Annotated in this window: 20 protein-coding genes; 14 read left to right on the top strand and 6 right to left on the bottom strand. The window is 71.3% G+C overall.

Annotated features, from left to right (window positions below):
- Both GXW76_RS10135 and GXW76_RS10130 read left to right on the top strand, forming a co-directional pair.
- Positions 1-316 (top strand): hypothetical protein (locus GXW76_RS10135; protein ID WP_211861900.1); only part of this gene is annotated, 316 nt, incomplete at its 5' end.
- Positions 313-1,938, top strand: coding sequence for a GMC family oxidoreductase (locus GXW76_RS10130; protein ID WP_338150929.1), 1,626 nt, complete (start codon positions 313-315; stop codon positions 1,936-1,938). The genes GXW76_RS10135 and GXW76_RS10130, both read left to right, overlap by 4 nt.
- Positions 1,939-1,953: 15 nt before the next feature.
- Here GXW76_RS10130 and GXW76_RS10125 read toward each other — a convergent pair whose 3' ends face one another.
- Complete coding sequence (locus GXW76_RS10125; RefSeq protein WP_211861896.1) at positions 1,954-3,729, bottom strand: adenylate/guanylate cyclase domain-containing protein; 1,776 nt, start codon at positions 3,727-3,729, stop codon at positions 1,954-1,956.
- 137 nt (positions 3,730-3,866) lie between these two features.
- On the opposite strand from GXW76_RS10125, the gene GXW76_RS10120 reads away from it, so the two are divergent.
- A complete protein-coding gene (locus tag GXW76_RS10120) occupies positions 3,867-5,462 on the top strand; it encodes a hypothetical protein (protein WP_211861895.1) in 1,596 nt (531 codons plus the stop codon).
- A 104-nt stretch (positions 5,463-5,566) separates the two neighbouring features.
- On the opposite strand, the gene GXW76_RS10115 is transcribed toward GXW76_RS10120, so the two are convergent.
- Entirely contained in the window at positions 5,567-6,283 is a 717-nt protein-coding gene (locus tag GXW76_RS10115; RefSeq protein WP_211861894.1) for a hypothetical protein, read from the bottom strand.
- A gap of 2 nt (positions 6,284-6,285) precedes the next feature.
- Positions 6,286-7,566, bottom strand: a complete 1,281-nt coding sequence (locus tag GXW76_RS10110) for an MFS transporter (protein ID WP_211861893.1) — start codon at positions 7,564-7,566, stop codon at positions 6,286-6,288.
- Positions 7,567-7,909: 343 nt separating this feature from the next.
- Here GXW76_RS10110 and GXW76_RS10105 point away from each other — a divergent pair, with 343 nt between their 5' ends.
- The 4 genes from GXW76_RS10105 (at position 7,910) to GXW76_RS10090 (ending at position 10,929) form a co-directional block, all read left to right on the top strand.
- Positions 7,910-8,605 carry a Crp/Fnr family transcriptional regulator gene (locus GXW76_RS10105; RefSeq protein WP_211861892.1) on the top strand — a complete coding sequence of 232 codons (696 nt, stop codon included), beginning with the start codon at positions 7,910-7,912 and terminating at the stop codon, positions 8,603-8,605.
- A gap of 528 nt (positions 8,606-9,133) precedes the next feature.
- Positions 9,134-10,075 (top strand): FAD-dependent thymidylate synthase, encoded by a 942-nt coding sequence (gene thyX / locus GXW76_RS10100; RefSeq protein ID WP_211861891.1) that lies wholly within the window; start codon positions 9,134-9,136, stop codon positions 10,073-10,075.
- 84 nt (positions 10,076-10,159) lie between these two features.
- A complete protein-coding gene (locus GXW76_RS10095) occupies positions 10,160-10,396 on the top strand; it encodes a hypothetical protein (RefSeq protein WP_211861890.1) in 237 nt (78 codons plus the stop codon).
- Positions 10,397-10,467: 71 nt separating this feature from the next.
- Complete coding sequence (locus tag GXW76_RS10090) at positions 10,468-10,929, top strand: DoxX family protein (RefSeq protein ID WP_211861889.1); 462 nt, start codon at positions 10,468-10,470, stop codon at positions 10,927-10,929.
- 23 nt (positions 10,930-10,952) lie between these two features.
- On the opposite strand, the gene GXW76_RS10085 is transcribed toward GXW76_RS10090, so the two are convergent.
- Positions 10,953-11,660 (bottom strand): DUF2270 domain-containing protein, encoded by a 708-nt coding sequence (locus GXW76_RS10085; RefSeq protein ID WP_211861888.1) that lies wholly within the window; start codon positions 11,658-11,660, stop codon positions 10,953-10,955.
- Between the two features lie 61 nt (positions 11,661-11,721).
- Positions 11,722-12,828 (bottom strand): iron-sulfur cluster carrier protein ApbC, encoded by a 1,107-nt coding sequence (gene apbC, locus GXW76_RS10080; protein ID WP_211861887.1) that lies wholly within the window; start codon positions 12,826-12,828, stop codon positions 11,722-11,724.
- 321 nt (positions 12,829-13,149) lie between these two features.
- Here apbC and hflK point away from each other — a divergent pair, with 321 nt between their 5' ends.
- From hflK to GXW76_RS10055, 5 genes are all read left to right on the top strand, one after another.
- On the top strand, positions 13,150-14,235 hold the full coding sequence (gene hflK, locus GXW76_RS10075) for an FtsH protease activity modulator HflK (protein WP_456307102.1): 1,086 nt from the start codon (positions 13,150-13,152) through the stop codon (positions 14,233-14,235).
- A complete protein-coding gene (gene hflC / locus GXW76_RS10070; RefSeq protein ID WP_211861885.1) occupies positions 14,232-15,140 on the top strand; it encodes a protease modulator HflC in 909 nt (302 codons plus the stop codon). Before hflK ends, hflC begins: the two co-directional genes overlap by 4 nt.
- The gene (locus GXW76_RS10065; RefSeq protein WP_338150928.1) at positions 15,137-15,331 is read left to right on the top strand and encodes a DUF2065 domain-containing protein; all 195 of its coding nucleotides are present in this window, start codon (positions 15,137-15,139) and stop codon (positions 15,329-15,331) included. Before hflC ends, GXW76_RS10065 begins: the two co-directional genes overlap by 4 nt.
- Positions 15,332-15,447: 116 nt before the next feature.
- Positions 15,448-16,968, top strand: coding sequence for a DegQ family serine endoprotease (locus tag GXW76_RS10060; protein WP_211861884.1), 1,521 nt, complete (start codon positions 15,448-15,450; stop codon positions 16,966-16,968).
- A gap of 144 nt (positions 16,969-17,112) precedes the next feature.
- Positions 17,113-18,771, top strand: coding sequence for a DUF6311 domain-containing protein (locus tag GXW76_RS10055; RefSeq protein WP_211861883.1), 1,659 nt, complete (start codon positions 17,113-17,115; stop codon positions 18,769-18,771).
- A gap of 100 nt (positions 18,772-18,871) precedes the next feature.
- Here GXW76_RS10055 and serB read toward each other — a convergent pair whose 3' ends face one another.
- Positions 18,872-19,765: a phosphoserine phosphatase SerB gene (gene serB / locus GXW76_RS10050; protein ID WP_211861882.1), complete on the bottom strand. Its 894-nt coding sequence runs from the start codon at positions 19,763-19,765 to the stop codon at positions 18,872-18,874.
- A gap of 23 nt (positions 19,766-19,788) precedes the next feature.
- Here serB and miaA point away from each other — a divergent pair, with 23 nt between their 5' ends.
- Positions 19,789-20,754, top strand: a complete 966-nt coding sequence (gene miaA, locus GXW76_RS10045) for a tRNA (adenosine(37)-N6)-dimethylallyltransferase MiaA (RefSeq protein WP_211861881.1) — start codon at positions 19,789-19,791, stop codon at positions 20,752-20,754.
- Between the two features lie 86 nt (positions 20,755-20,840).
- Positions 20,841-22,640, top strand: a complete 1,800-nt coding sequence (locus GXW76_RS10040) for an acetolactate synthase 3 large subunit (RefSeq protein ID WP_211861880.1) — start codon at positions 20,841-20,843, stop codon at positions 22,638-22,640.
- The last annotated feature ends 5 nt before the right edge of the window (positions 22,641-22,645 follow it).

Raw genomic sequence — 22,645 nt, 5'->3', positions numbered from 1 at the left:
GCTCGCGGGCACCGGCGCGCTGCCCGCCTTCGTGCTCGACGCGGCGCGGCGCATGCTCGTGGCCGAGTTCGGTCCCGCCGCCGTCGCCGACCTGGTCGCCGCGGCCGGCGCCTGGCGTCGTGGCGCGGCGCTGCCGGACCGGATCGAGCCCCTGGCGCAGCGGCTGCTTGTGATCCTCTACACGGGCGAGACCGATGCCGCGGACCCTCGCGCGCGGGCCGGCCATTATCCCTGGGCCCTCGCCTGGCAGGTGCTCCGGTTCGCGAAGGCGCCGGGCCTGTGCAGCGGCACCTTCGGCGACTGGGCCCGCACGTGAGTGCCGACGCGACCGAGGCTTGCGACGTCGCCATCGTCGGGTCCGGCGTGGCCGGGGCGCACGCCGCGCACGGCCTGGCCGGCAAGGGCCTGCGGGTCATCGTCCTGGAGGCAGGCCAGCGGCGCAGCCGTGCCGAGCTGACGCGGACCTTCCTCGACAATCCCGTGAAGGGGCCGCAATCCGCCTATCCGCCCGACCCCTTCGCACCCTTCCCGGAGGACGACCGCTACGCCGAATTCTACGTCCAGGGCGGAGAGATGCCGTTCATCGGCGCCTATCTCCGGCTCGTGGGAGGCACTTCCTGGCATTGGACGGGCTTCGCCGACCGCTTGCGGCCGAACGACCTTCGCATGCGCTCGCTCTACGGCGTCGGCGAGGACTGGCCGATCACCTATGCGGAGCTCGAGCCCTATTACGAGCGCGCCGAGCGGGAATGGGGCGTGGCCGGGGATCCGCGCTTCGTCTGGGGTGCGCCGAGGCGCGCACCATTCCCGCAGCCCCCCATCCCGCCGAGCGCGCTCGACCTCGCCCTCGCGCCCGCCTTGGCGCAGCTCGGCTTGTCGGCGGGGCTCTTCTCGCACGCCCGCAACGCCGTGCCCTTCGATGGCCGGCCGGCCTGCTGCGGCAACAACACCTGCGTGCCGATCTGCCCGATCGGCGCCAAGTACGATGCCTCCGTGCATGTCGCGAAGGCGCAGGCCGCCGGCGCGCGGCTGATCGAGCGCGCCCGCGTCGACCTCATCGAACTCGACGCGGCGCGGCGCGTCGCGGCGCTGGTGGCGCGGCGCCCCGATGGCGCGACGCTGCGCGTGACCGCGCGCCACTACATCCTGTGCTGCCACGCGATCGAAACCCCGCGCCTGCTGCTCGCGAGCCGCCAGGCGCTGGCGCCCAACGGCGTGGCGAACGGCAGCGACAATGTCGGGCGCTGGCTGCTGACCCAGGCGAACCAGGACTGCCAGGGCCTCACGCGCGACCCCGTCCTGCCCTATCGCGGTCCGCAGCAGACGAGCGGCATCGAGCAGATGCGCGACGGCCCCTTCCGCAGGGACCGCGCGGCGGTCGGCACCTCCTTCATGAACAGCGGATGGTCGGGCAACAGTGACGCAACGCGCCTCGCGCGCGACCTCATCGGGCAGGGCCTGAAGGGCAGCGCGCTGGTCGAGGCCCTGAACCAGCGCATCTCGCGGCACCTGCGGCTCAACGCCTCGGCCGAGACGCTGGCGCGGCGCGAGAACCGCGTCGAACTGGATCCGGTGCTGCGCGATGTGGCGGGGATCCCGCGGCCGCGCGTGACCTTCGCGCTGGACGACTACACCCGCCGCGGGCTGGAGGAGGCGCTGAAGGTGAACCAGCGCATCCTCGATGCCATGGGTGCGAGCTACGTCACCTGGAACGCGCCCTACCTGTCGAACGCGATCATCGCCGGCACGACGCGCATGGGCCGCGACCCGGCCGTCTCGGTCGTCGGTCCGGACCTCCGCACGCATGAGCATCCGAACCTGTCGATCCTCGGGCCCTCGACGCACGTCAGCGCGCCGGTGAATGCGCCGAGCCTGACGATCGCCGCCATGGCTTACCGGCTGGCCGACCGCCTCGGTGCGCCTGGCGGGCTCGACTGAGCGCGCCGCGCGCCGTCAGGCGGTCCTGGCCGGTGCCTCGTCACCGTGCGGCATCCCGACGCGGCGCAGCCCCTCGACGAAGGCATCGACCGCGCCGGTCTTCTTGATGGACACGCTGTAGTATCTCCGGATGCTCGCCTGCGTCTCATGCGGGCTGAAGGCGAGCAGCCGCAGCACCGCCTCCCGCCCTTCATCGATACGGCCGAGAAGCCCGAAGCACGCGGCGCGCATGCGCCAGGCCGGGACGTAGTCCGGCTTCTCCTTCAGCGTGCGGTCCGTCCATTCCAGGCTTTCCTCGTAGCGGCCAGCGGTGAACGTCGCGAAGGCGGCTGCGAGGAACTTGTTGTAGGTCTGGGCATCGAGCGGGCTCAGCCGGTGCGCGCGCTCCAGATGCGCCAGCGCGACGTCGCTCTCGCCGAGATAGGCCCGCGCCATGCCGCTGTAGGTCAGCGCGTCGGCCGAGTTCGGATTGATCTGCAGCGCACGGTCGATCAGCGAGATGCCGCCTGCCACGTCGCCGCCCGCCAGGGCGACCACGATCCCGGCCATCCACAGCACCTCGGAATCGTCCATCGCGAGTTCCGCGGCGCGCCGTCCCATCCGCGCGCCCTCGGCGATGGAGGGATGGTCCGGCGGCACCCAACCCTGCACCTTGCGGTGCAGGCGGCAACGCCCCCCGAGGGCGAGGTTGCGCGCGCTCTCCGGATCGAGGCGCAGCGCGCGGTCGGTCAGTTCCTTCGCCTTCTCGATGTCGTCGCGCGTCATGCGATAGAAATGGCCGGTCGCGCGCAGGAACAGGTCGTAGGCCTGGATGCTCTCGGGCGGCCGGCGCGCGACGCGCTCGACCTCGGCGAACAGCAGGCGCGGCTCGATCACCGCGGCGACCCCTTCGGTGACGCGGTCCTGCAGCGCGAAGATGTCCGCGACCTCGCCCTCGAAGCGGCCGGCCCAGAGCTGAATGCCGGTCTCGGCTTCCACCAGATGGCCGGCGATGCGGATCCGGTCGCCCGCACGCCGCACCGTGCCGTCAAGCGCGTAGCGCACGCCGAGTTCCCGCCCGATCTGGCTGACGGGGACGTTGCGGTTCCGGTAGGCGAAGGAGGAGCCGCGCGCGATCACGAAGAGGGATCGGATGCGCGACAGGGCATTGATGATGTCCTCCGCCACGCCATCCGCCAGGAATTCCTGTTCCGGATCCGTGCTCAGGTTGGCGAAGGGCAGCACGGCGATGGACGGCTTGTCCGGCAGGGGCGGGAATTCGTGCGGCGCCGCGACCTCCGCGCCCAGCACGCGGAAGCAGCGCACCCGCGGCGTGACGCCCCTGACCTCCAGCGCGCCGAGATCCTCGAAGCCGCAATCGACCGCGCCGCGAACCGCCTCGTGCACCGGTCCCGAGACGATGATGCCACCGGGCTGGGCGATGTTCTGCAACCGGGCGGCCACGTTCACCACGCCGCCGAAGACCTTCTCGCCGTGGATCACCACTTCGCCGAGATTGATCCCGACACGGCACAGGATCCTCTGGTCCTCCGGCTCGGACACGCCGGCTTCGGTAAGGGCGGCCTGGAACTGCCGGGCTGCCTGCAGGGCCTGCGACGCGGCGTCGAAGAATGCGATCAGACCGTCGCCGGCGATGCTCACGACCCGGCCCCCCGCATCGGCAATGGTCCGGCTGATCCGGTCGATGAGCGCGGATACGCGCTCGAATGCACGCTCCTCGTCCGACAGCATCATTGCCGTATAGCCCGCCACATCCGCGGCCAGGATCGTTGCGCTGCGGCGCTCGGTCATTCCAACGTCATTGCCCCTTGAATATGATATCATGAAAACGTGAGGTTGCGGCAACGATCGTCCGCCCTTGGACATCGCGCGCGGCGGCCGGACCGGCGCACCGCGGCTGGCGGGCCGGCCCCGCGAAAGGATGCGTAATGGCCAGACCGATCACCGCCCCGTGGCGTGCGCTCGCCCTCGCGGGCCTGCTGCACATGGCGGTTCCGGCCGCGGCCCAGCATGGCGGGCACGATGCCGGGCTTGGCCGCGTGCACATGGCGGTCCCGTGCAGCGACGCCGCGCATACGGCCTTCGACCAGGGGCTGCTGCACCAGCATTCCTTCGACCATGCGGCGGCACGCGCGCATTTCGCCGCGGCGCTCGCCGCCGATCCGGGATGCGCGATGGCCCGGTGGGGCTTGGCACTCGCAACGCTCGACAACCTCTTCGGAACCCCTTCGCCGGAGGAGCTTGCCGAGGCGGCCATTCTGCTGCGCGACGCGCCGGCCGCGCCGCCGCCATGGAATGGCTGGATCGCCGTGTCGGCCGACCTCGTGCGTGCCGATGCGGGCGACTGGCAGGGCCGGCTTGTCGACTTCGCCGGCGCCATGGGCAGGATCGCCGCGGCCGCCCCGGACAATGACGAGGCGCAGGTCTTCCATGCGCTGGCGCTGCTGATGGCGGCGCCACCCGACGACCCCACGGACTCCGCGCAGCGCCAGGCGGCGGCGATACTGGAGCCGATCTGGGCACGGCAACCCGAGCATCCGGGCGCGATGCACTACCTCATCCACGCCTACGACACGCCTGGCCTGGCAGGCCGCGGGCTGCCGGCGGCCACGCGCTATGCCGCCGTGGCGTCGGCCTCGGCCCATGCGGTCCACATGCCGACGCACATCTTCACCCGGCTTGGCGACTGGCCGGCATCGGTGGCAGCCAACCGGCGATCCGCGGAGCTGGCCCGGGCCTCCGGTGACGCCAACGACGAGCTGCACGCGCGCGACTACCTCGTCTATGCCTTGCTGCAATCCGGCCGCAGCGCGGCGGCCCGGGACGTTTGGAGCGACGCCGCCGATGCGGTCCACCGGCAGAATCGCGACCATCTCGCGGGCCCCTTCGCCGTGGCGGCCATGCCGGCGCGCCTGGCATTGGAGACGGGGGACTGGGCGGCCGCGGCGGCGCTGCCCGTCGCGGAAGGCGCATTTCCGCAGGTTGTTGCCATCACGCGCTTCGCCCGGGGCATTGGGCTGATCCGCAGCGGCAGGCCGGAGAACGCGGCCGCCGAGGTCGCCGCGCTGTCGGCGCTGGAAGCGGCCCTGCGTTCGTCGAGGCAGGCCGCCTGGGCGGCCGAGGTCGGCGTCCAGCGCGCGGCAGTGGCGGCACTGGCCGCGATCGAGACGGGCGAGCCCACGACCGGCCTGCGCGACCTGCGCGCCGCGGCGGACATCGAGGACGGGCTCCTGAAGAACGTCGTGGTGCCCGGCCCGCTCGCGCCCGCCCGCGAACTGCTTGGCGAGGCGCTGCTCGCCCAGGCAAGGAACGCGGAGGCCGAGGCGGCCTTCGAGGCCGTCCTGCGCGTCAACCCGAACCGGTTCAGGGCGCTGGCCGGCGCGGCGGCCGCAGCGTATGCGAACGGGCGACCCGATGTCGCGGTGGCCCGGTACCGACTGTTGCTGGCCGTGGCGTCAGGGGCCGATGCGCCACGCCCCGAACTCGCGGATGCCTCCAGGATCCTCAGCCGACGACCCGACTGACCTGCCCCGGACTCATCAGGTTTGGAATGTGGGTCCCCGACCGCGGCGCCGGTCCGGGTTCGGTCGCCCGTGCCGGAACCGGATGCGATGAAGGCCGGCCAACTTCAGCGGTGCAGCGCCACTGGCGTGGCCCGGACCGATGGCGCGCTCGCTACGAGGTCCACGGCGCAGGCCTCCCCGCTGGCCGTGCCCTGCGTCGTGCCGCTGCGGGCCAGCGCCTCGCAGAGGAGGCCAAGCCGCAGTTCGGAGCGTTCGGGCGCGGCCTGCGCCGTGCCGAGGCGGAGCCGGGCCCTTCCGTCGCCGATGGCGAGGGTGGCGGCGAAGCGTGGCCCGCCAGGGCCAAGCCGGGTGCTGGCCGCCGTCTCGTCCGCTGCAGCCAGTACCGAGCCGCCGCCCGGCCCATAGCCGATGGCGACGACGAGGCCGCCCCCGGCCTCCCGCCGCGCGGCGAGGAGGCCACCGAACACCAGGTCGAGGGGATCGGCCGGAGGAGCCAGCCGCGAGGTTTCCGGGCGATCGTCCGGGCAGGCGGCAGGCATGCTGGGCGAGAGCTCCAGCACCCCGGCCTGCTCGGCGAGGAGTGCCGCGATCAGCGGATCGCGCGTCGGGTTGTGCACTGGATCGGCGATCAGCATGACGACGATGGCGTCGCCCGTCTGCCAGGTGGCGGGCAGGTTGAGCAGCGCCATCGTCGCGCAGCTCGCGTCGCTGCCCGCGCCGAGGGGCGTCACGTGCAACTGGGTGAAGGTGGCGTATTCGTTCGCCGCGGCGGGGCCGGCGAGGCAAGCGCCGAGAGCGGCCGCAATCAGGGTCCTTCGCATGGTCATCCTCCTGTCGAGGCGGTTGGATGGGCTATGGCATCCGGATAGGGAGCCGGTCGCGGGGAGGGTCGGGCAGGCGGCGACGGAACGTTGGAGGAAGGCACGAGGCCAGTTCCGAGAGCCCTCCCGAGCAGCACCACGCCGAGCGCTCCGAGCGCCGCGACACCGACCAGGGGGACGACCTTCGACCCGCTGAAGGCGATGGCTTCGGCAACGACCGGCGGGCCGGCGAAGAGGGCGATCGCGCGGCTGGTGTAGAGGACGCCGATCACGGTGCCGAGCATGTGGCTGCCGAACCGGTCGGCCACTGCGCTCGGCAGCAGCGCGATGAAGGCGCCGTGGCACGCACCGAAGATGAGCGCGAAGATCCGCAACTCGAGCATCGTTCCGGCGGTTGCCCAGATCAGCATCGAGGCCGCGAGGGCCGCGCAGCAGGAGAGGAGGACTCTTGCGCGGCCGAGTGCATCGCCGATCGCCGTCAGCACGAAGCGGCCACAGATCGAGCCGATCCCGATCAGGCCGATCAGGGCGATGCCATCAAGGAGCGAGTGACCGATCGCCTGCGCGGTTCCGACGACAAGCGCGTAGGGGATCGCTACCGGCACGGACAGCAGCATCGTTCCGCAGTAGAATTGCCCGAAGCGGGCGCTGCGCAGGGGCGAAGCCGAGACGGGCGCCGGCGCCGTGGCCTGGGCCGGTGGCGGCTGCCGCGACCTGCGCCGCCCAGCGGATGCAAGGCCGACCCGTTCCGGTGGCTGCTCGAGCAGCAGCGCGCCGCAGATGCCTGTCAGCATCGCGAGGACGGCACAGATGGTGAAGGCCGTGCGCCAGTTCCCGAACGTCGTCAGCAGATCGGCGAAAGGAGGGACCAGGGCCGTGCCGACGCCAACACCGCTGACCGCGATGCCGGACGCCAAGCCACGATTGGCGGCGAACCAGCATTGCACTGTCGCCACCGCCGGCACGTAGGAGAACCCGACGCCGAGTCCGATCAGCAGGCCATAGCCGGCGATGACCTCTTCCATGCTCCGCGCGGAGGACGCCGTCAGCAGGCCCAGGGCGACGATCGTCATGCCGAGGCAGGCGGTCGGGCGCGCGCCGATCCGGTCGGCGAGGGGGCCGCCGACCGCGCTGACCAGCAAAGCCGTCCCCCCGCTCAAGGCGAAGATGAGGCTGACCCGGGCGCGCGAGGCGCCGAACTCCGCCGCGATCTCGTCCGCGAAGGCAGCGTAGGAGTAGATGGCGCCGTAGCCGACCATCGTCACGAGGAAGGCCCCGGCCACGACGAGCCAGCCACGCCAGGGGCGAAGTGCTGCGCGGCCCGAACGCCGGAGGGGGGCGCGCCGGGTCGCCTGCACCGGCGCCCGATTGACCGGAGCCGGCGCAGCCTGCGAGACCATCGCGATGAGGCGCCGCGCGGCGGGTAACGCTCCGCGACTCCTGCCAGGCGCGACATCGTTCCCGCTGCGGTCCATCGAGAGGCCTCGGCCATCCTTGCGACGGGATGACGATTGCAGCGCAGCGGTCCGCGCGTGGTGCCAAACGGCACAGCACGGGATGCGGATGCGCAGGCGGGCACGGCTTGCGTTGGGCCAGGCGTACCGCCAGAGTTCGGACTGCAGCGGAATGGAAACGCCCGATCTCCTGAGCCTGACGTTCTTCCGGCCGTTTTCGGCCCAGGCCGTGGCGCCGCTGGTGGCGGCTGCGCGCTGGCGCAGCTACGAGGCGGGCCAGACAGTGCTCGAGGCGGGTGATGACGCGCCCGAAGTCTATCTCGTCGTCCAAGGCACGTTGCGGGTGACAACGCGCAGCGTCGGCGGACATGAGATCATCCTCAACGAGCTCGGTCCGAACGCCTTGTTCGGCGAGATCGCGGCGATCGACGGCGCGAAGCGGTCCGCCGGAATCGTTGCCCTGACGAAGACCCAGCTCTGTGCGATTGCTGCAGGCCCCTTCATGGAATTCGCCCTGTCGACGCGCCAGGCGGCCCTGCACCTTATGAAGACCCTTGCCGCCCTGGTGCGCGAGAAGGACCAGCGGATCTTCGAACTCAGCGTCCTTGCGACGCGCCCGCGGCTGATCGCGCTCCTCCTGCGGCTGGCGCGCCCCCGGAAGGCAGCGGGGATGATCGTCTCCCCTTCGCGGCCGCACCACGAACTCGCCGCCATGATCGGCACGCGCCGCGAGGTGGTGACGAGGGCGCTGGCGGGCTTGCAGCGGGACGGGCTCCTCGAACCCGCGCGCGGCGGGCTGATACTGCCGAGACCGGAGGCGCTCAGGGCGGAGCTCGCAGCGGCGTGGGCAAATGCGCCGGCACGCTGACAAGACGATCTGCGGGCGGGGTCAAGCTCTGGGGCGGAGCAACCCGGCGCGCATGGCGCATCCGGCGGGCACGACGGCCAGGACGTAGCGGTGACTCCCGCCAGGGCGGGCAATGCGTGTCAGTTCGGCCGCCAGGCGCGCCGAAGCGGCACGGAGCGATGCGAGAAGGACGGAAGACGCCCGGCATTCCCCGGATCGGAGATCATGAACGGCCGCCCGGCACGAGTCTCAGCGCCCGGCAATCGGTGTTCGGCGTAGGCCAATGCGTGTCCCCGATTTGAACCGGCCATCCACCCCAGTTGCGTTATCGATATGGAATAAAGGTTCGGCATAAATGGATCCAGGCCCCTCGGCCCCCCCCACCAGGGGACGACGGTCCCCTGGACCCGCGGACACTTGAAGTTTCGGTTTCCAAAGGCCTTTCGGCCTTTGGCGGGGCGAGCCCGAGAGGGGCAGAGCCCCTCTCGGAACCCTGCTATACGCGGTGCCCGCCGCGCCTGGCGCCGGCGAGTCGCAAAGGGGACCGGCATGGCGCTGACGGCCGAACAGCAGCAGGAAATCGACACCGCGCGGGCCACCGAGGGCCGCACGCGCCGCCCCACCGTTGCGGGTCTGGAGGCGATGCTCTTCCAGGCCATCCCTGTGCTCGACCACGGCTTCGTGCGCGTCATCGACTACATGGGCGACGATGCGGCCATCGTGCAGGCGGCGCGCGTTTCCTATGGCCGCGGCACCAGGGCGGCCAACGAGGACCGCGGCCTGATTCGCTACCTCATGCGCCATCGCCATTCGACGCCGTTCGAAATGTGCGAGATCAAGTACCACGTGAAGCTGCCGATCTTCGTGGCGCGGCAGTGGATCCGCCACCGCACGGCGAACGTGAACGAGTATTCCGCGCGCTACTCGATCCTCGACCGCGAGTTCTACATTCCCGGTCCGGACCACCTGGCCGCGCAGTCGGTGGTGAACCGCCAGGGCCGCGGCGACATCCTGGAAGGCGAGGAAGCCGCTCGCGTCCTCGACCTGCTGCGCGAGGACGCGACGCGCAACTACGACCACTACCTCGAGATGCTGAACGAGGACGACGACGGGAAGGCCCGCGACCCCGGCCGGCAGGGCCTGGCGCGGGAACTCGCGCGCATGAACCTCACCCTCAACGCCTATACGCAGTGGTACTGGAAGACGGACCTGCACAACCTGCTGCACTTCCTCTCCCTGCGTGCCGACGCCCATGCCCAGTACGAGATCCGCGTCTATGCGGAGGCGATGCTCGACACGGTGAAGGCCTGGGTGCCGATGGCCTTCGACGCCTTCCGCGACTACCGGCTCGGTGCGGTCACCCTGTCGGCGCAGATGATGGGCATCGTGAAGCGCATGCTGGGCGGGGAAGCCGTCACGCAGGAAGCCTCGGGCCTGTCCAAGCGCGAATGGCGGGAACTGATGGCGACCCTCGGCCGCGATGCTGGCTGAGTGCGCCAGCACCCCCGCGCGCGTGATGCGGAACGCGCGCCCCCATCACCGCGCCGGGGCGGAAAGGCAGCCGGGCCCGCGGCCGTGAGCGGCAGCGCCAAGCCCCGCGCCGCGGCCCGGCCGCGCACGAAGAAGGCGGCGGCCAGCCGGTGGTCCGTGCCGGGCCCGGCCACGCGGCGCTGGATCTTCATCGGCGGCTTCACCCTCGCGCTGCTGGTCGGATTGCCGCTGGCGCATGCTCTGGTCGGGGAGGTCGGCGCCATCCTGCTCGGCACCTTCGCCTTCGGCTTCGTCGTGGGGCGCATGACGCTGAGGAAGTAGCGCCGCGCAGGTAACCTTCCGCAGGCGGGTGGCGAAGTCCCGGGCATACCGTTCTCAAGGGGACGCCGACCATGACCCGCGCCGACCGCATCCTGCGCCTGCTCGCCTGGCCTGCCGCGATCTGGATCGCCTACGAGTTCCTCTGGTACGAGCAGTACAAGCTCACCGGGCATCCCGGCTCGGTGAACTACATCTTCCAGCCGCTTGCCGACTGGTTCGGCATCCCCGCCTACGAGAAGCCATTCCGGCTGACCGTGGCGAGCCTCGAGATCGCTGCCGCCGCGCTGGTCCTGGTGCCGCGCACGCGCCTCCTCGGCGGGCTGCTGGCCGTCGGGCTGATGAGCGGCGCGATCTTCTTCCACACCATCGGCCCCATCGGCATCGACCCCTATGGCGACGGCGGCAAGCTGTTCAAGGAAGCGGTCTTCACCTGGTTCATGGGCGGCTTCATCCTCTACGCCCATCGGCAGGAGGGCTTCGCCATCCTGGCGCGCCTGGGCCTGTTGCCCGCCGCCTTCGCCCGCACCGCATGACCTGCGCGGCGTGACGCACCCTGTCACGCCGTTTCGCGCGCGAGGTCCAGCACGCGGTCCTGCCGGGGCAGGGTGCGCGCCTGCCCTCGGCCGCGCCGCGCGCGGAGGGTGAGGAAGGCGATCACTGCCCAGCCGCCATGGAAGCACAGCCCCGCGAGCAGCATCGCCTGCCCGGGGATCGGCCCGACCGAGGCCCGCTCCCAAAGTTCCGCCAGCGATTCCAGTGGCACGGGATGGATCACCAGCTTCCCGGCATAGGCGGCGGCCTGCATGGCGAAGATCCAGCCGTAGTTCTTGCGCAGCCTCCGCCCGAGCGCATCCCAGTAGCTGATGTGCAGCCGTGGCCGGCGGTAATCCTCGTACAGCACCTCGTTCCAGCGGTTTTCCGTCTGCACGCCATGGCCGAGCAGGATCGGGCCGAAGAACTGCGTTTCGAGGATGTGCGCGCGTACCCGCCAGAAGTCGAAGAAGCGGTAGCGTCGCGCCTCGATGTGCAGGAACACCGCCACCAGCAGCCCGACCAGGACCAGCGGCAGCGGGGACGCCGCCGCGCTGCTGAAGGTGAGCGACAAGGCAAGGCCGGTGGTGACCACCGCCCAGTTGGTCGTCGCGTCCAGGCGCGAGCGCCAGACGGTGCTGCGGTAGAGCTCCCCGCGGTAGAGGTGGGCCAGCGCGCCGATCTCCGCCGCGCCGAACCCGTAGGCTTCGTGCCACTTCCCGCCGTCGCCCATGCCCATGTCCTCCCGCGGCCATCTGGCGCCAACCCTTCCGGCCGGCCGCGCGGGCCGGGGGTCACTCCATGACGATCGCCGGCCCTGCCGCCGCCTTGGCCTGCGCCTTCTCCCACACGCGCGCGGCGATGCGGCGATAGGCCTCGGCCTCCTCCGTCTCCGGCCGGGCGGTGACGATCGGGGTGCCGGCATCGGCCAGCTCGCGGATGGCCAGCTTGAGCGGCAATTCGCCGAGGAACTCGATGCCGAGCCGCTCCGCCTCCCGCCGCGCGCCGCCATGGCCGAAGATATCGGAGCGATGGCCGCAGTTCGGGCAGCAGAAATAGGACATGTTCTCGATCAGCCCGAGCACCGGCACGTTCACCTTCTCGAACATGCGCACGCCGCGGCGGGCATCGAGCAGCGCCACGTCCTGCGGCGTGGAGACGATCACCGCCCCCGCCAGCGGCACGCGCTGGGACATGGTGAGCTGCGCATCGCCCGTGCCCGGCGGCATGTCCACGATCATGATGTCGAGCGCGCCCCACTCGACCTGGCCCATCATCTGCTCGAGCGCGCCCATCACCATCGGGCCGCGCCAGATCATCGGGGTTTCCTCGTCCACCAGGAAGCCGATGGACATCGCCTTCAGCCCCCAGCGCGACAGCGGGGTGATGCGGTTTCCCGTGGCGCGCGGGCGTTCGCGCGTGCCGAGCATCTGTGGCAGCGACGGCCCATAGATATCCGCATCCAGCAGCCCGACCTTCAGCCCCTGCGCGGCCAGCGCGACGGCGAGGTTCACCGCCGTGGTGGACTTGCCGACCCCGCCCTTGCCCGAGGCGACGGCGACGATGGCGCCGACCTCCGGCAGCAGCATCGGGCCCTGGCCGGAGGGCGCGCGCGCCGCCTGGCGCGGCGTCGCCGCCTGCGGTGGCGCCTCGCGATGCGCGGTCAGCACGACCGTCGCGTTCAGCACGCCCGGCACGGCCGCGGCCGCCTTCTGCGCGGTGAGGCGCAAAGGTTCGAGCTGCGCCGCCCGTTCGCGCGGCACCTGCAACGAAAACTGCACCAGCCCGTCGCGCGCGGCGAGTCCCTGGACCATGCCCGACGACACCACGTCCTGGCCCGTCGCCGGGTCCTTCACGGCACGAAGTGCGGTGGTCACTGCTTCCGCCAGAGTCTCAGCCATTGCTTGAAAAGCCCTCGTTCCTGGACAATATCCGGCCGGCCGGCGAGGGTGTCCCATCGAACAGGCGTCCCCGGCGCCCGGCCGGCGCCCATATGGTCGGGCGCCGCCCTTCCTGCATCCCTCATGGCAGGCGCCGGGCGAGTCGTCATCACTGGTTTGCAGACGGAGGCCCCGCGTCGAATGCCCTGGAACAACAGTGGCGGACAAAGTCCCTGGGGGAATCCCCGGCCCGGTGGGCCGTGGGGCTCGCCGCCCCCGCCCGGTGGCGGTGGGGGGCCGGCTGGCCCCGGCGGCGGCGGGCGCGGACCCGATCTCGATGACATGATCCGCCAGGCGCAGGACGCGGTGCGCCGATTCCTGCCGCGCGGCGGCGGCAAGGGCATTGCGCTGCTGGGCCTCGTTCTGGTCGCGGTCTGGGCTGCCTCGGGCTTCTACCGCGTGCAGCCGGACGAGCAGGGCGTGGTGATGCGCTTCGGCGCCTTCGACCGCACCGCCCCGCCCGGCCTGAACTACCACATCCCCTGGCCGGTCGAATCCGTGACAACGCCGCGCGTGACGCGCATCAACCGCGTGGACATCGGCTTCGTCGGCGCGCAGGAGGCGCCGGTGATCACCGGCCGCATCCAGCCGGCGCGCGACGTGCTCGCCGAATCGCTGATGCTGACGGGCGACGAGAACATCATCGACATCGACGTTGCCGTGTTCTGGCGCATCCGCGATGCCGGGGAGTTCCTGTTCAACACCCGCAACCCGGAAAGCACGGTGAAGTCCGCCGCCGAATCGGTGATGCGGGAGGTGATCGGCCGCACCCCGATCCAGCCCGCCCTGACCGAGGCGCGCGCGCAGATCGAGCAGGAAGTCCGCCGCGGCGCCCAGGCGATCATGGACCAGTATCATGCCGGCGTCGAAATCGTGCAGGTGCAGTTGCAGAAGGTCGATCCACCGAACCAGGTGATCGACGCCTTCCGCGACGTGCAGCGCGCCAATGCCGACCGCGAGCGTGCCCGCAACGAGGCGGAATCCTTCCGCAACGACATCATCCCCCGCGCGCGCGGCGACGCGGAACGCGTGGTGCAGGAGGCGCAGGCCTTCCGCGAGAGCCACATCGCCCGTGCCCGCGGCGAGGCCGCCCGCTTCACCTCGGTGCTGACCGCCTACCAGGCGGCGCAGGACGTGACGGTGCGGCGCATGTACCTCGAGACCATGGAGGAGATCCTGCGGCACAACCCGATGATCATCGTCGATGACCGGCTGCAGGGCATCGTGCCCTTCCTGCCGCTCGGCGAGGGCGCTGCCGCGCCGCGTCCCGCCCAGGGCGCGCTTCCGACCAACCGGCCCTCGCCGCTGCCCGCCCCGCCACCGGGGCCGGCCGCCACGCCGGGCCGCACGCAGGGGGTGACGCGATGAACCGCACCGTCGTTCTGCTCGCGGGTCTCGCCGTCATCCTCGTGACGGCGGCCTCGACGCTCTTCACCGTGCACCAGACCCAGCAGGTGCTGATCACGCAGTTCGGTCAGCCGATCCGCGTCATCCGCGAGCCGGGGCTGCAGGCGAAGATCCCGTTCATCCAGTCGGTGATCACCTTCGACCGCCGCCTGCTCGACTTCGACGCCCCGGGCGAGGAAGTGATCCTGGGCGACCAGCGCCGGCTGATCGTGGACAGCTTCACCCGCTACCGCATCACCGACCCGCTGGTGTTCTACCAGACGGTCGGCGCGACGGAGCAGGGCATCCGCGCACGGCTGAACTCGATCGTCTCCTCCTCGCTGCGCCGCGTGATGGGCAACGAGCCGCTGCTTTCCGTGCTGTCGACCGATCGCCCGCGGATCATGGGTGAGATCCGCCAGCAGGTGAACGCAGAGGCCCGCCAGTTCGGCATCGAGGTGGTGGATGTCCGCATCCGCCGCGCCGACCTGCCGGAGGAGAACACCCAGGCCATCCTTTCCCGCATGCAGTCCGAGCGCGAGCGCGTCGCGCGCGAGGCCCGCGCGGAAGGTGCCGAGGTGGCGCAGCGCGTCCGCGCCGGCGCCGAGCGCGAGCGGACCGTCCTGCTGGCCGAGGCCCAGGCGCAGTCCGACGTGCTGCGCGGCCAGGGCGAGCAGGAGTCGCTTCGCATCGTCGCCGAGGCCTTCAGCAAGGACATCGGCTTCTTCCAGTTCTGGCGGTCGATGCAGGCCTATCGGGAGGCCTTCTCCGAAGGCAATACCCGCATGGTGATGACCCCGGATTCCGAGTTCTTCCGCTACTTCCGGGAGAGCGGCGGCCGGGTGCAGCCGGTGCAGCCGGTGCCGGGCACGCCGGCGCCGCAGTGACGCTGACTTCGCTGCTCCAGGGCGTGGCGGTCGTCCTCGCCCTGGAGGGCATCGTCTACGCCGTGGCCCCGGAGGCCATGCGCCGGGCGCTGGTCGTGCTGATCACCGCCCCGGAATCCCGGCTTCGCGCCGGGGGGCTGGTGGCGGCCGCGCTCGGTGTCGGCCTCGCCTGGCTGCTGGACGGCCGTTGAGGCAGTCGCCCCGCAGGGCTGGTGCCTCGCGGCCCGTTTCGTTGCATGATGGCGCCCCCCGCCCCCGGGCCGGCGGCGCCAGATGCCCTGCCGACGACCATTCCCGGACCACGCACATGAGGTGCCCCACCGTGCGCTTCGCCGTACTCGCCCTCGCCGCCCTCCTGGCGGTTCCCTCCCTCGCTCCCTCGGCGCTGGCGCAGCGCGCGCCGGAGAGCTTCGCCCCGCTGGCCCGGCAGTTGCTTCCGGCGGTGGTCAACATCTCCACCACCCAGGTGGTGCAGGCGCGCCCCGGCAGGCCGGACGCGCCGGACGTGCCGCAGGCCCCGCCCGGCAGCCCCTTCGAGGAATTCTTCCGCGACTTCTTCAACCGCAACCGCCCGCCCGGCCAGGGTGAGGGGCCGCAGCAGCCGCAGCGCCCGCAGCGGCGCGGCCAGTCGCTCGGCTCCGGCTTCGTCGTCGACGCCCAGGCCGGCATCGTGGTGACCAACAACCACGTGATCGACGGCGCGGACGAGATCAACGTCATCCTCTCCGACAACACCTCGATCCGGGCGGAGCTCCTGGGCACGGACCCGCGCACGGACCTCGCCGTGCTGCGCATCCGCACGGACAAGCCGCTGACCGCCGTCGCCTTCGGCAATTCGGACGAGGCGCAGGTGGGCGACTGGGTGCTGGCGATCGGCAACCCCTTCGGCCTCGGCGGGTCGGTCACGGCGGGCATCGTCTCCGCGCGCGGCCGCGACATCCGCCAGGGGCTGTATGACGACTTCATCCAGACCGATGCCGCCATCAATCGCGGCAATTCCGGCGGGCCGCTGTTCAACCTCGCGGGCCAGGTGATCGGCATCAACACCGCGATCTATTCGCCCTCGGGCGGGTCGATCGGCATCGGCTTCGCCATCCCGTCCAACCTCGCGCAGCGCATCGTGGCGCAGTTGCGCGACGGCGGGCGGGTGCGGCGCGGCTGGCTCGGCGTGAACATCCAGCAGGTGACGGACGAGATCGCCGAGGCGCTGCGCCTGCCGAACGGCGCGCGCGGCGCCCTCGTGGCCCGCGCGCAGGAGGACGGCCCGGCGGCCAAGGCCGGCATCCGTTCCGGCGACGTGATCCTGCGCTTCGGCGGCGTCGATGTGCGGGAGATGCGCAACCTGCCGCGCATCGTCGCCGACAACATGGTCGGCACCGAGGTGCCGGTGGTGATCTGGCGCGACGGCAAGGAGGAGACGGTCACCGTCACCCTCGGCGAACTGCCGACCGAGCAGGCCCAGGCCGGCGGCACGCAGCAGCAGCAGCCCGCGCAGCCGGCCCAGCCGGTGGAACTCGCTGGCCTCGGGATGCGCGTCATGGGCATCACCGACGAGCTGCGCCAGCGCTTCAACCTGCGGCCGGAACAGCGCGGCGTGGTGATCGTGGAGGTGGCGCCGAACAGTCCCGCCGCCGAACGCGAACTGCGCCCCGGCGACGTGATCGTCGAGGTGCAGCAGGAACGCGTGAGCACGCCGGCGGAAGTGCAGGAGCGCATCGCCCGGCTGCGGCAGCAGAACCGCGGGGTGGCGCTGTTTGCCGTGGAAGGCGCGGGCGGGCAGCGCTTCGTGCCGCTGCGGCTGCGGGGCGAGCGCGGGGCGCCGGGGTGAGAAGGTCGGGGGAGGGGAACCTCCCCCGAACCCCCTCCCTTCTTTGTCTTCTTGGAGCCGGCCTTCGAAGCCAGTTCCCAATTGCCAAAGAAGGTTGAGGGGGGTCCGGGGGGAGAAGTTCCCTTCTCCCCCCGCTTCATCGCGATGCGCAGCCTCACCTCCGAACTCGTCGGCGCCCTGGCTGCGGCCGCGCTCGGCGTCTTCATCATCCATTCGGCCTTCGGCGGCTTCATCCTGCCGCCTTCGGACACGGGCTGGATGCTTTCCGGCCGGATCGGCCCGGACCCGGTGCAGTACTGGCTCGGCTGGACCGCCTTCGCGCGGGACGAATGGCGCTGGCCGCCGGGGGCCAATCCGGGCTGGGGGATGGAACTGGCCTCCTCCGTCTTCTATTCCGATTCCATTCCGCTGCTGGCCTTCCTCTTCAAGGCGCTGCGGCCGGTGATCGAGGTCTCCCAATACTGGGGCCTGTGGATCTATGCCTGCGGCGCGCTCCAGGCGCTGCTCGCCTGGAGGCTGATGGGCCTGGCGACGCGGGAGCCGCTGGCGCGGCTGGCGGTGGCGGGGCTGTTCGTGATGCAGCCGTTGCTGCTGGCCCGGCTGGGCGGGCATTTCGCACTGGGTGGGCAATTCCTGCTGCTGGCCGGGCTGTGGCTCTGCGTCACGCCGGGGCGGGGGGCGCGGCGGGTGGCCGCGTGGGCGGCGCTGATGGCCGCGGCAGCGCTGGTCCAGGCGTATCTCCTGCCGATGGTTGGTGCGCTCTGGGCGGCGGACTGGCTGGCGCGGGCCGTGGACGCGCAGCGGCGCGGCGGGGTGCTGATCGGCGCCGAGGCGCTGGTGGTGCCGTGTGCGGGCGTGCTGGGCCTGTGGGCGGGCGGGTTCTTCCTGCTCGGGGGCGGTTTCGGCGGCACCTGGGGCGGCTACGGCAAGATGCAGCTCGACCTGCTGGCGCCGTTCGATGCCGGCTACTGGGGCGCGATCCTGCCGGACATCACGACCGCGGATCACCTGGAGGCGGGGAATTCCTACCCGGGCCTTGGTGGGCTGGCGGTGCTGGCGGTGGGCGGCGGGGCGTGGCTGCTGGGGCCGCGCGGCGTGCTGCGGCGGCACTGGGCGCTGGTGCTGGTGCTGGCGGGGTTGCTGCTATTCGCGGTCAGCCATCGCGTCGCCATCGGCGGGCGGGAATTCGAGGCGATCCCCTTGCCCGATTGGATCGTCGGCAAGGCCGATGCGCTGCGCGCGTCGGAGCGCTTCTTCTGGCCCGTTCTCTATGCGGCGCTGTTCGGTGCGGCGGTGGCGCTGGTGCGCGGCATGGGCGCGCGGCGAGCGGGCTTCGTGCTGTTCGCGGCGCTGATGCTGCAGGCAGCCGATCTGCGCCCCGGCTTCGCGCGGCTGCATCACTACTTCACGCCGCAGCCGCCGACCGTGCCGTTGCGCCTGTCCGACCCGTTCTGGCTGGAGGCCGCGCGTCGCTACGCCTTCGTGCGCGTCGTGCCGACCGGGATGCAGGCGCCGAACTGGGAGGAAGTGGCGGTCTTCGCCGCGACCCTCGGGTTGCAGACGGATGCGGTCTATCTCGCGCGGCTCGATCCGCGCGCGGTGGAGGCAGTGAACGATTCCGTCGCGCGCCGCCTGGAACGCGGCGACTACGAGCCGCGCACCTTCTACGTGCTCGGGGACCAGGAGGCGCTGGCGCGCGCCCGCGCCGGCATGGATCCGGCGCGCGACCTGCTGGAGCGGTTCAACGACCGCTGGGTGCTGGCCCCCGGCTGGTGGGTTCATGCCGCCGAGCCTCGCCGATGATGGCATCGGCAGGGTTCGGGGGTATGGCGCGCGGGGCTGGCGGGGCGGCCGCGCGGGAAACCAGGATGCCGAGGCCGGTCGGCCTTTCTGCTGAACGGGTTCAGCCGCCGGCGAATTCCGCGGCGCGATAGCCTTGGGCAAACAGCAGGGCGCGCAGGTCGCCATGGTCCACCCGCGCCCGCGCCGCCGCCGCGACCACCGGCTTCGCGCGATACGCCACGCCGAGCCCCGCCGCCTGGATCATGTCCAGGTCGTTCGCGCCGTCGCCCACCGCCAGCGTCGCGCCGAGGCCGATGCCTTCCACGGCGGCCAGGCGCTTCAGCGTCACGAGTTTCGCGTTGCGCCCGAGGATCGGGTCGGCGACATGGCCCGTGAGGCGGCCATCCGCCTCGAGGAGCGTGTTCGAGTGATGCTCATGGAATCCGACCAGCGCGGCGACGCGGCCGGTGAAGAAGGTGAAGCCGCCGGAGACCAGCGCGCAGCGCGCCCCGTTCGCGCGCATGGTCGCGACGAGTTCGCGCGCCCCGGGCATGAGTTCGGTTTCTTCCCAGGTGCGCTGCATGGCCTCGACCGGCAGGCCCTCGAGCATGCCGACGCGCTCGCGGAGGGCGCCCTCGAAATCGAGTTCGCCGTTCATCGCACGCTTCGTGATGGCAGCGATGCGGTCCTTGATTCCGGCCTGGCCGGCGAGCTCGTCCAGCGTCTCCGTGGTGACGATGGTGCTGTCCATGTCGGCGATCAGCAGGCGCTTGCGCCGGCCGGCCGCGACCTGGGCGATGATGTCAGCGGCCTCGCCGGCCAGCGCGGCGCGCGCGGCGGCATCCGCCTGGTCCGGCGCGAGGCCGGAGAAGGGCAGGTCCGCCGCTTCCTCCGGCGCCAGCCAGTCCGGCGTGCCGGTGGCGGCGCCGATGGCCGCGAGCGCGTCGCGCGCGGCGTGGATCATCGCGGCGGAAAGCCCGCCGCGCGGGGCGATCAGGGTCAGAACATGGTCCATAGGGGCCGGGGTATGCCCGCGCCATGACCACGGATCAACCGCGCGCCCTGCTGTTGGCCGGGCCGACCGCGAGCGGCAAGTCGGCGCTGGCGCTCGCCATCGCCGAGCGGGTCGGCGGCACGGTCATCAATGCCGACAGCATGCAGGTCTATCGCGAACTGCGCGTGATCACGGCCCGCCCGACGCCGGAGGAGGAGGCGATGGTGCCGCACCGCCTCTACGGCGTGCGCCCGGCGGCCGAAGCGGCAAGCGTCGCCTGGTGGCGGCGCGAGGCACTGGCGGCCATGGAGGAGGCGCAGGCAGCCGGCCGGCTGCCGATCATCTGCGGCGGGACGGGGATGTATTTCGCCTCGCTGACCCAGGGCCTGTCGGACGTTCCGCCGATCGACGATGCCGCGCGGGACGAAGCCCGCCGCCTGCTCGCCGAGGAAGGCCCGGCGGCGCTGCATGCCCGACTGGCGGCGGAGGACCCCGAGACGGCGCTACGGCTGCGGCCTTCGGACAGCCAGCGCATCGCGCGCGCCTGGGAGGTGTGGCGCGGCACGGGGAAGGGGCTCGCCGCCTGGCAGGCAGGCGGCGGCACCGGGCCGGCGCCCTGGCGCTTCGCGGCGGTCCTGCTCGATCCGCCGCGCGACGCCCTGCGCGCCGCCATCGCGGCGCGGTGGCAGGCGATGCTGGCGGGCGCTGCGATCGAGGAAGTGCGGGCCCTGGTCGCCCAGGGCCTCGACCCCGCCCTGCCGGCCATGCGCGCCCATGGCGTGCCGGAACTGGCGGCGCACCTGGCGGGGCGGATGACGCTGGAGGAGGCGTCGCGGCGCGCCATCCTCAACACCGGCCAATACACCAAGCGGCAGGCCACCTGGTTTCGGCACCATGCTCTGGCCGCCCCGAGTTTGGTGCATACGATCTATGCGCGAATCGCAGGCATCACGCAATTTTCGGAAAGTAACTGTACCGAACTCTTCACGTTTATTGATCGGACGCGTTGACGCGCCGCAACAGCGGGTCTAAGTGAGCCACCCCACCCGCCAGCGCCCCGCGCGGGAGGCCGATCAATTCAGGAAAGAGAGACCCGATGTCCGCCGCCACCAAGCCCGCCAGCACCGCCGACGCCCTGACGATGTCGGGCGCGGAGGTCGTCCTGCGCGCGCTGAAGGACAATGGCGTCGACGTCATCTTCGGCTATCCCGGCGGCGCGGTCTTGCCGATCTACGACGCGCTGTTCCAGCAGAACGCCATCCGCCACATCCTCGTCCGCCACGAGCAGGCCGCGGTGCATGCGGCGGAGGGCTACGCGCGCTCGACCGGCAAGGTGGGCTGCGTGCTGGTCACCTCCGGCCCCGGCGCGACGAACGCGGTGACGGGGCTGGTGGACGCGCTGATGGATTCCATCCCCGTCGTCTGCCTGACCGGCCAGGTGCCGACGCACCTGATCGGCAACGACGCCTTCCAGGAAGCCGACACCACCGGCATCACGCGGCCGGCGACGAAGCACAACTACCTGGTCAAGAAGTCCGGCGACCTCGCCCGCGTGGTGCATGAGGCCTTCTACGTCGCCAAGTCCGGCCGCCCCGGCCCGGTCGTGGTCGATCTGCCGAAGGACATCCTGATCAACAAGGCGCCTTATACCGAGCCGCCGACCACCGAGCATCGCACCTACCGCCCGCAGACGGAGCCGGACGCCGAGCAGATCCGCAAGGCGGTGAAGCTGCTGAAGGCCGCGAAGCGCCCGGTCGTCTATGCCGGCGGCGGCGTCATCAATTCCGGGCCGGAGGCATCCCGCCTGCTGGCCGATTTCGTGCACATGACGGGCTTTCCCTGCACGAACACGCTGATGGGCCTCGGCGCCTTCCCGGCGAGCGACCCGCAGTTCCTCGGCATGTTGGGCATGCACGGGACCTACGAGGCGAACCTCGTCATGCATGGCTGCGACGTCATGCTGAACATCGGCGCCCGCTTCGACGACCGGGTGACGGGGCGGCTGAACGCCTTCGCACCGGATTCGAAGAAGATCCACGCGGACATCGACCCGTCCTCGATCAACAAGAACGTGCCGGTGGACGTGCCGATCGTCGGCGACGCCGCCCGGGTCCTCGCCGCGCTGATCGAGGCGTGGAAGTCCGAGGACGCGCCGCAGGACAAGCCCGCGCTGACCGCCTGGTGGCGCCAGATCGACGAGTGGCGCGCGAGGGACTGCCTGCGCTACCGGCAGGAAGGCAGGATCATCAAGCCGCAGCACGCGGTGAAGCGGCTCTATGAGATCACGAAGGAACTCGGCCGCGAGACCTTCATCACCACCGAGGTCGGCCAGCACCAGATGTGGGCCGCGCAGTATTTCGGCTTCCAGAAGCCGAACCACTGGATGACGAGCGGCGGCCTCGGCACCATGGGCTACGGGTTGCCGGCGGCGATGGGCGTGCAGATCGCGCACCCCGACGCGCTGGTGATCGACATCGCGGGCGAGGCCTCCATCCTGATGAACATCCAGGAGATGGGCACGCTCGCGCAGTATCGCCTGCCGGTGAAGGTGTTCATCCTGAACAACGAGTACATGGGCATGGTCCGCCAGTGGCAGGAACTGCTGCATGGCGGGCGGTATTCCGAGAGCTACTCGGCCGCGCTGCCCGATTTCGTGAAGCTGGCGGAGAGTTTCCACGCCGTCGGCATGCGCGCCGAAGGTGCCGATGACCTCGACCGCGTGATCCGGGAGATGATCGCGATCGACAAGCCGGTCATCGCCGACATCTGCGTCGCCAAGGACGAGAACTGCTTCCCGATGATCCCGTCCGGCGCGGCGCACAACGAGATGATCCTCGGCGAGGATCAGGAGGGTGGCGTCAAGGGCGTCACCGACGAAGGCAAGGTCCTGGTCTGAGGCGC

The sequence above is a fragment of the Neoroseomonas soli genome (genome assembly GCF_018129065.1).
Lineage (GTDB): Bacteria > Pseudomonadota > Alphaproteobacteria > Acetobacterales > Acetobacteraceae > Neoroseomonas > Neoroseomonas soli.
This window is presented reverse-complemented; position numbering and strand designations above follow the sequence as displayed.

What these genes read in the sequence shown, in the direction of transcription:
- hflK (WP_456307102.1), top strand. Translation starts at nt 13,150, where the DNA reads ATGATCCGCCAGGCGCAGGACGCGGTGCGCCGATTCCTGCCGCGCGGC.
- GXW76_RS10060 (WP_211861884.1), top strand. Translation starts at nt 15,448, where the DNA reads ATGAGGTGCCCCACCGTGCGCTTCGCCGTACTCGCCCTCGCCGCCCTC.
- thyX (WP_211861891.1), top strand. Translation starts at nt 9,134, where the DNA reads ATGGCGCTGACGGCCGAACAGCAGCAGGAAATCGACACCGCGCGGGCC.
- miaA (WP_211861881.1), top strand. Translation starts at nt 19,789, where the DNA reads ATGACCACGGATCAACCGCGCGCCCTGCTGTTGGCCGGGCCGACCGCG.
- hflC (WP_211861885.1), top strand. Translation starts at nt 14,232, where the DNA reads ATGAACCGCACCGTCGTTCTGCTCGCGGGTCTCGCCGTCATCCTCGTG.
- GXW76_RS10115 (WP_211861894.1), bottom strand. Translation starts at nt 6,283, where the DNA reads ATGCGAAGGACCCTGATTGCGGCCGCTCTCGGCGCTTGCCTCGCCGGC.
- GXW76_RS10105 (WP_211861892.1), top strand. Translation starts at nt 7,910, where the DNA reads ATGGAAACGCCCGATCTCCTGAGCCTGACGTTCTTCCGGCCGTTTTCG.
- GXW76_RS10125 (WP_211861896.1), bottom strand. Translation starts at nt 3,729, where the DNA reads ATGACCGAGCGCCGCAGCGCAACGATCCTGGCCGCGGATGTGGCGGGC.
- GXW76_RS10085 (WP_211861888.1), bottom strand. Translation starts at nt 11,660, where the DNA reads ATGGGCGACGGCGGGAAGTGGCACGAAGCCTACGGGTTCGGCGCGGCG.
- GXW76_RS10090 (WP_211861889.1), top strand. Translation starts at nt 10,468, where the DNA reads ATGACCCGCGCCGACCGCATCCTGCGCCTGCTCGCCTGGCCTGCCGCG.
- GXW76_RS10055 (WP_211861883.1), top strand. Translation starts at nt 17,113, where the DNA reads ATGCGCAGCCTCACCTCCGAACTCGTCGGCGCCCTGGCTGCGGCCGCG.
- GXW76_RS10120 (WP_211861895.1), top strand. Translation starts at nt 3,867, where the DNA reads ATGGCCAGACCGATCACCGCCCCGTGGCGTGCGCTCGCCCTCGCGGGC.
- serB (WP_211861882.1), bottom strand. Translation starts at nt 19,765, where the DNA reads ATGGACCATGTTCTGACCCTGATCGCCCCGCGCGGCGGGCTTTCCGCC.
- GXW76_RS10040 (WP_211861880.1), top strand. Translation starts at nt 20,841, where the DNA reads ATGTCCGCCGCCACCAAGCCCGCCAGCACCGCCGACGCCCTGACGATG.
- apbC (WP_211861887.1), bottom strand. Translation starts at nt 12,828, where the DNA reads ATGGCTGAGACTCTGGCGGAAGCAGTGACCACCGCACTTCGTGCCGTG.